This window comes from Polyangium sp. 15x6, from assembly GCF_029960785.1.
In the GTDB taxonomy this organism is placed as follows: Bacteria; Myxococcota_A; Polyangia; order Polyangiales; family Polyangiaceae; genus Polyangium.
This window is the reverse complement of the sequence record NZ_JASBQE010000102.1, coordinates 35,628-42,791: the sequence shown is the minus strand read 5'-3', so window position 1 is coordinate 42,791 and position 7,164 is coordinate 35,628. Positions and strand designations below refer to the sequence as shown.

At 65.4% G+C, this 7,164-nt stretch carries 5 protein-coding genes and 1 pseudogene; 4 read left to right on the top strand and 2 right to left on the bottom strand.

Annotation, left to right across the window (positions count from 1 at the left end; all coding sequences use genetic code 11):
• Positions 1-306: pseudogene (locus tag QHF83_RS43465) on the bottom strand (alpha/beta hydrolase); the annotation flags it as partial.
• Between the two features lie 355 nt (positions 307-661).
• On the opposite strand from QHF83_RS43465, the gene QHF83_RS43460 reads away from it, so the two are divergent.
• Positions 662-1,276 carry an outer membrane beta-barrel protein gene (locus QHF83_RS43460; RefSeq protein WP_282423992.1) on the top strand — a complete coding sequence of 205 codons (615 nt, stop codon included), beginning with the start codon at positions 662-664 and terminating at the stop codon, positions 1,274-1,276.
• 210 nt (positions 1,277-1,486) lie between these two features.
• Here QHF83_RS43460 and QHF83_RS43455 read toward each other — a convergent pair whose 3' ends face one another.
• Positions 1,487-2,431, bottom strand: coding sequence for a DUF72 domain-containing protein (locus QHF83_RS43455; protein WP_282423991.1), 945 nt, complete (start codon positions 2,429-2,431; stop codon positions 1,487-1,489).
• A 429-nt stretch (positions 2,432-2,860) separates the two neighbouring features.
• Here QHF83_RS43455 and QHF83_RS43450 point away from each other — a divergent pair, with 429 nt between their 5' ends.
• The 3 genes from QHF83_RS43450 to QHF83_RS43440 all read left to right on the top strand — a co-directional run bounded on the left by QHF83_RS43450 (position 2,861) and on the right by QHF83_RS43440 (position 7,163).
• Complete coding sequence (locus tag QHF83_RS43450) at positions 2,861-3,343, top strand: hypothetical protein (protein WP_282423990.1); 483 nt, start codon at positions 2,861-2,863, stop codon at positions 3,341-3,343.
• 59 nt (positions 3,344-3,402) lie between these two features.
• Positions 3,403-4,575 carry a methyltransferase domain-containing protein gene (locus QHF83_RS43445; protein ID WP_282423989.1) on the top strand — a complete coding sequence of 391 codons (1,173 nt, stop codon included), beginning with the start codon at positions 3,403-3,405 and terminating at the stop codon, positions 4,573-4,575.
• 263 nt (positions 4,576-4,838) lie between these two features.
• The gene (locus QHF83_RS43440) at positions 4,839-7,163 is read left to right on the top strand and encodes a SpoIIE family protein phosphatase (protein WP_282423988.1); all 2,325 of its coding nucleotides are present in this window, start codon (positions 4,839-4,841) and stop codon (positions 7,161-7,163) included.
• The last annotated feature ends 1 nt before the right edge of the window (position 7,164 follow it).

Sequence of the window (7,164 nt, the reverse complement as noted above, 5' to 3'; positions counted from 1 at the left end):
GGGCTTCGGCGCGGCCTTCGCCGTCGTCGCCGGGGCCGGGGTCGCCGCCGGGGCGGGCGTCGCCGCGGGCGCGGGCGTCGCCGCTGCTGCCGGGGCTTCCGCGGGCGCGGCGGCTGCGTTCGTCGCGCCTGCCGCCTCCGTTCCCGCCGCCGACTCGGCCTTCTTCTCTTCCGGCGCGGCCTGCGCGGGCGCCTCGGCTTGCGGCTCCTCGGCGGCCTTCACGGGCTCCTGCGTCCCGGCACAACCTGCGATCATCGCGCTCGCGCCGAGCGCCGCGAGGGTTTCGTAGATGCTTTTTGCGTTCATCGTCTGCTCCTCGATGCTTGCACCGAAACCTACGGCTGCCACCCCCTCGCGGTTCCGCTGCCCTGGATCCGCGCCCCTCCCCGAGCCTTCGGCGTCGCTCCTCTACTCTCCGCCCGAAGGGCCCGCGGCGGCAACAAGAAAGGCTTGACAGCCCTCCGCGCTTGCCTTCGCCGGGTGACGCCGCGCTTCGCGTGGCTGCTGTCCGCTCTCACGGCATGCCTCGGGTCCGGACCGCCCGTCTGGACGTGCCGGGTCCGACCTGCACAGCCTTCATGGCCCGCAGCATGCACCGGGACACACGCAAGGCGAGACTCGTTCTCGGTAAGGACCTCGAGCATTTGCTGAGGAGGAAGCAATGACCACCGGACGAATCGTGGCGGCCCTCGTGGCTTTCGCCGCACTGGGAGCGCCGTCGTTGGCCCACGCGCAGAACACCCGGGCAGGCCTGCCTCCTGCCGATCAGCCCGCCATCCGCGGGATCCCGAGGCCGACGTCGTTCTCCGTGGAAGGCGGCGCCGGCATCGTCGGATTTCTGGGCGGCGTCGGCGCCCTCGGCCCAGGCTGGAACGTGCGCGTCACCGGCGCCATCAACGATCGCTGGGCGATCGAGGGCAACTACCTCGGCAGCACCAACACCCGCGCCGACACACGCACCCAGCTCGTGATGACGTCGCTCGACGCCGGCGTCCGTTACAACCTCGCCGACGCGGACCGCCTCCCGCTGCAGCCCTTCATCGTCGGCGGCATCGGCTACGCCGGTTTCGCGGGCGACTACGGCGACAATTTCACGCTCGTCGTCCCCGTCGGCGTGGGCGCGGACCGTATGCTCACCGAGAACATCAAGGTCGGCGCGCGCTTCAACTACCGCCCGGCCTTCTTCGACAACATGGGCTCGCCCATCACGCCGGTGAACGACGAGCCCGGCGCCGACACCTGGTCCCTGCTCGCCCAGATCGGCGGCGGCTTCTGAGAGGGTGCTGCCACAGCGTAGCGCCGGGGTTTCACCCCGGACCCGACCAGGGGCTCTTCGCCCCTGGACCCGAACCAGGGCACAGCCCTGGACCTCTGGTGCATCGACCGCGGTGCGGTCGATGCAAGAACACCCTCTGAGCAGTCCTGATCATTAAGGAGGAGAGGCGGACCCGCGGGGGGCCGCCTTCTTCCGATCGGGACGTACGACTCAGCGGCCTGCCACGAGCCGTCGTCCGAGCGCGCGCACCGTGAGCGGCGCTGATCCTTCCACCTTGTTGTTCACCAGCACCATGAGGCTCCGCCCCTCGCGGGCGCATCGGGCCGCGACTTGCGCGACGTCGGCGCGGGTCTCCTCGTCCGTGGCCACGATCTTGTCGAACGGCGCGCAGATCCGCCGCCGCTCCTCGTACCTCTCGCCGGGCCGTATGGACAACCGGCACACGACGAGCGGCGCCGTCAGGATCTTCGGCACCGCGAGTTGCCGGCCGATCGTGGGCATTCGTTCCCACAGCCCGAGCACGTGCGTCACCCCGTGCCGCGCGAGCACGTCGAGGTACGCCCTCGAAAGCAGCTCTGGGTTCCGGAGCTCCACGGCGTAACGAAACGACCGCGGCGCGGCTTCGAAGAACCGATCGAGCTGCTCGGCGAGCTCCTCGGCATCCATCCGATCCTCGGCGCGCATCGGCGACAGCACGAACAAGAACACGCCTACGTTCCGGGAAAAACTCTTCTCGATCGGCGCGAGCACGCGCTCCTCGAACGCGCGCGGATCGAGGAACCAGGGGGAGCGTTGGTTCGTGCTCGGATCTCTTCGCGCCACGATTCCGCTCCACACCTTCATCGCGCAGCCGTAGCCGTCGGGCAGATCGTCGCGGTACCGCGCGAGCTCTTCGACGCGGAGCGGCGTGTAGTAGCTCCGATCGATCCCTACGGTGCGAAACAGTGGGTTACGCGTGTAGAGCCGTAGCCCGTGCGTGGTGATTTCCCGCTCGGGGATATCCTTGGGGTAGAAAATTCCTCGCCATCCCGGGAACGTCCATGTGGACGTCCCGAGGAGAACGGTTGGGTCGAGCTTCGCGGCGATCGCGCGGTCCGCTTCGATCTCGGGGAGCTCGGGCTCCGGCCGGCCCGAGAACAACACGAGCTGCTTCATGTAAACACCTTCGGCCGGGCGAGCCGCGACGAACCTAGCATGCGAGGCTCGTTTCGTCTCGCCGCGGACAAACCTTGGGGTTTGGCGCCGGCTTTCGGGTGAACTGCGCTACAAGAGCTTTCTGCTTCTACCGTTCTCCGCCGTCCAACGTGGGCTTCGTGCTTTACTCACAGCCACGATCTGGAATGTGATAGGGGTGGCATGGTAGCTGCTACCCGCGCGTGCGCGAACGGCCGCTTGCGAAGCATGTTGAGACACGTCGCGAGTAACCACGGTTGGACAGACGGCACTCGACGTCGACGTCGGGACCGGCTAGCCTTTCTAGGCCGACGGTCGGCCGCCTTCGAGGTCCCGATGTCGATTGTCAAGACCATCACACCGGCTCCACCCATGGAAGCCGAGTTCGCCTCGAGCCGATACAGGATGATCATGGCGGCTCGCTTTACGGTGGGCGGCTTTGCTCGGGAGTGGGGGCACTGTCATCTGCTCGCGAACTACCTCGCGCGTTACGTGAGCGCGAACGAGGGGGACCCCGAGCGGCATGCGACGCTGCTTTCGACGTTCATAAACGAGCTGCTCGAGGTCATCTTTCGCAACCACGCGGTAGAGGGGCAGATCGAGCTCATCTTCCGCAGGCGGGGCCGACACGTGATCCTGCAGATCACGCTTCCGGTCACCGAGCAGAATCGAGTATTTTATCGTATGGCCGTGCAGATCGTGAACCAGCCCGATCTGAAGAGCTGGTATCGCGCCCGGCTGGAGGATCCGGCGGATGGCGAGGATACCATGCTTGGTTTGCTGGAGCTCGCTGCGGTATACGCCTGCTCCCTCACGATATCCGAGCCGCCTGGTCAAGACAGGCTGAGCCTCTTCCTGGAGCTGCCAGAGGTCGACGATATGGGGGAGGTATGAGCAACTCCATCGCTCCTGCGTCTTCGGGTACGCCCTCGTCCGGTGTCCCTCCTTCATGCATGCCCGTGGCCCTCAACATGCGGCTGACGGGCAACGAGGAGCAGGAGGTCACGCTCACGGGGACGCTGCGGCCGTTCGTCGCCGACGAGATGGCCTCGGTGCGCAGCTCGCTCGAGCAAGCGGCGCGCACGACGCGCGGCACGTTGTGCGTGAACTTGAAGCGCCTCAAGTACATGAACAACGTGGCGTTCCTCGAGCTCAACCGCTTCGTGCGGTGGGTGGCGCACACGCGCCCCGGGCTCCGGGTGAAGTTCGTCATCTCCAGCGTCATTCCCTGGGCGGTGCGCAAGTTCCAGGTGATCGCGGAGCTTTACCCGTTCGTCACGATCGAGGTCTACGACAAGGCCTTCTATCCCATCCAGCAGGTGATCGAGGACGACGACTTCATGAACGTCCTCCGCACCCAGCAGAAGATCATCTGGGAGCACGAGCGGGAGAAGCTCGCCTGGCATGGCCTTCGTCCTGGGCTGCGTATCGCCGACATCTGCTGCGGCCTCGGGGATTTCGCGATCCTCTTGCAGAGTGATTTCCGGCCGGAGTACCTCATCGGCGTCGACCACTCGAAGCCGTTCCTCCGGTATGCTTGGCAACTCGTCTCGGACTTCGGCCTCGAGAACATCGAGTATCAATACGGCGACGCGGCGGCGCTGCTCTTGCCGGACAACTCGTTCGACTTCGTCTCTTGCCGGCTATCGCTGCAGGTGTTCCACGAGCCCGATCACATCGTGAACGAGCTCTATCGCATCTGCCGTCCCGGGGGTCGGATCTACCTGACGAACGAGATGATGTCCGGCGTGACGGGTTATCCGAACGAGGAGGTCATACGCCACGGGTACATTCGCTTCCTGGAGCTCTGCCGGCGGGTCGGTATGGATCTGGATATCGGGTTGAAGACCCGGACCATCCTGCACGAGGTGGGGCTCGAGGACATCAAGATATGCCTCCTCGGTATCACGAACATGAACACCGCGCCGCATGACTTCGCCCGCGTGGTGGAGAGCTGGCTCCGCACCGCGAAGCAGATGGCCGCGACGGCGAACGCCGAGCCCGAGCTCTACGAGGACGTATCGGCCGGCCTCACGGCGCATATCGAGGCCATTACCCGTGACAACGGTTTTGCCATGTGGCCCATCTTTGCGGGCTCCGGGCGTAAACCTTTCCGTATTTCATAGCGAGTGGTAATACAATTCACGCGTCGGGTGTAAACCGTCGATTCTTTGGCGGAGGCATCACGAGGCGGGGGCAGGAGAGGAAGCGAAGAGCGTAGAGGCGTCTCCCTTCCGCCTCGATGTTTGGTGTGGCGGTCGGAGCGTAGACGGTTTAGCGTCGCAGGCTGTCTGGGCCACACGAGGCCGTTGCGAGGAGATGCGTGGACGTGTCGTCGGATGCGCGTGGAACAAACGGGGGGGTGCGGCCGACTGGCCTGCTCGCACGGATGAGCAAGTTCAACACCAAGTTCATCCTGGTGACGGGCGTCAGCGTGCTGCTCGGCGCGATCCTCAACGTCCTCGTGGCGCGGCAGGGCATCCACAAGCTCAGCCGGGAGGCCACGGACGAGATCGAGCAAGGCCTCGACCAAGCGACGCGCGAGTATCTGACGAACCACCTGCGCGACACCGCGCAGCACACGAACAGCTCCCTCGCCCACGCCTACACCGACCTCGAGATCCTGGCCGACATCGTGCAGACGATGGTCGACCACGACGAGGACCTGACGCCGCTCTACGACCACGCAAAGACGCTGCCTTTCCTCCAGGACAAGCTCGTCTTCCACGAGAAGGGCGGCTGGTACGAGAACCAGAACGACGAGCCGACGGCCGTCGCGGCGTGGGGGTACCTCGGCGACAAGGAAAAGCGCGCCCTTTTGCCCGAGGCGCAGCGCGACATCGATCGCACGATCCTGCTCGACGTCGTGATGCCGTCGTTCAAGAAGCGCGGCGCCGACAAGCTCCAGCTCTATTTCGTTGGTCCTCCAAAACATCCGTACGTGCGCCTCGCGCCCTGGGCCGACATGGCCGCGGAGTTCGACCGGACCTCGCCGGGCCACAACGAGAAGAACTTCTACGACTTCTTCTACACGGGCCTGAGGCAGGGCTGGGAAGAGTGGCTCCGGGAGCCTGGGGGCCTCGAGCAGCGCAAGTCCCAGGTCACGTTCTGGCCCCCCTACGACGACGCGAGCGGCGGCGGGAAGATCATGACGATCTTCCACCCCGTGTGGAGCAAGGACCGCAAGGCGCTCTCGGGGGCGCTCGGCCTCGATCTCACGCTCACGCAGATCGTCAAGTACATCCAGGATGTGAAGCTGAAGGAGACGGGCTTCGCGTTCCTCACGCAGGGCGACGGCAACGTCCTCGCCGTGAGCGAGGACGGCGCGAAGCGGCTCGGCCTCCAGGTGAAGGCGGAGCGCCAGGGGCTCGAGTACCTGAAGCGGGTCCTCAAGGACAGCAAAGAGACGCAGATCGCCTCGATCGAGCTGCCCAAGGACGAGAAGGTCCAGTACCGCGACAACGTGCAGATCGCGGGCGCCCCGCACTTCCTCGTCCTGCAGCGCCTCGCGCCCTTCTCCATGGGCGGCGGCGGCGACAAGATCGTGGAAGACACCTGGACGATCGGGTTCGTCGTCCCGAAGGGCGAGATCTACGCCTCGTTGACCAAGGCGCAGGCGGCGATCGACGCGAGCCGTACGAGCATCCAGACGAGCCAGGCGTTCATCGCGATCGGCTCGATCCTGGTGCTCATGGCGGGCGTCTTCCTCGTCTCCCGCAAGATGACGGGCGCGCTCGTGGCCCTGTCCGAGGGCGCGACGCGCATGCGCCAGGGCGACTACGCGGTGCGCGTGGCCGTGACGAGCGAGGACGAGATCGGGCAGCTCACGGGGGCCTTCAACGAGATGGCCGCCGAGATCCAGGCCCATACGACCAACCTCGAGGAGCTCGTCAAGGCCCGCACGGGTGAGCTCGAGGACGCGAACAAGGAGATCATGAGCCTCAACGCCCAGCTCGCGCAGGAGAACCTGCGGCTCGGCGCGGAGCTCAACGTGGCGCGGCAGCTCCAGCTCATGGTGCTCCCGCCCGCGCAGGAGCTGCAGGAGATCAAGGACCTCGACATCGCGGGGTACATGTCGCCCGCGGACGAGGTCGGCGGTGATTATTACGACGTGCTCCGCGGCAACGGCGTCATCAAGATCGGCATCGGCGACGTGACCGGGCACGGCCTCGAGAGCGGCGTGCTCATGCTGATGGTGCAAACCGCGGTTCGGACGCTGCTCGCCAGCAACGAGACCGATCCGACGCGGTTCCTCGGCATCGTCAACAAGGTCATTTACCAGAACATTCAACGCATCAGCTCGGACAAGAACCTCACGCTGTCGCTGATGGACTACAGCGATGGCAAGCTCCGGCTCACCGGGCAACACGAGGAGGTCATCGTCGTGAAGGCCTCGGGCGAGCTCGAGCGTGTGGACACGACCGGGCTCGGACTCCCGGTGGGCATGGACGAGGACATCACGGATTTCCTGTCCAACACCGAGATCGATTTGGAGTCGGGGGACGTCGTCGTTCTCTTCACGGACGGGGTGACAGAGGCGGAGCGCACCGACACGGCGCAGTACGGGGTCGAGCGGCTATGCGAGATCGTCTCTCAGAACCACAAGAAGACGTCGCAGGAGATCAAGGACGCGATCATCGAAGACCTGATGAACCACATCGGAACCAACAAGGTCTACGATGACATCACCGTGTTGGTCATCAAGAGGCTATGAC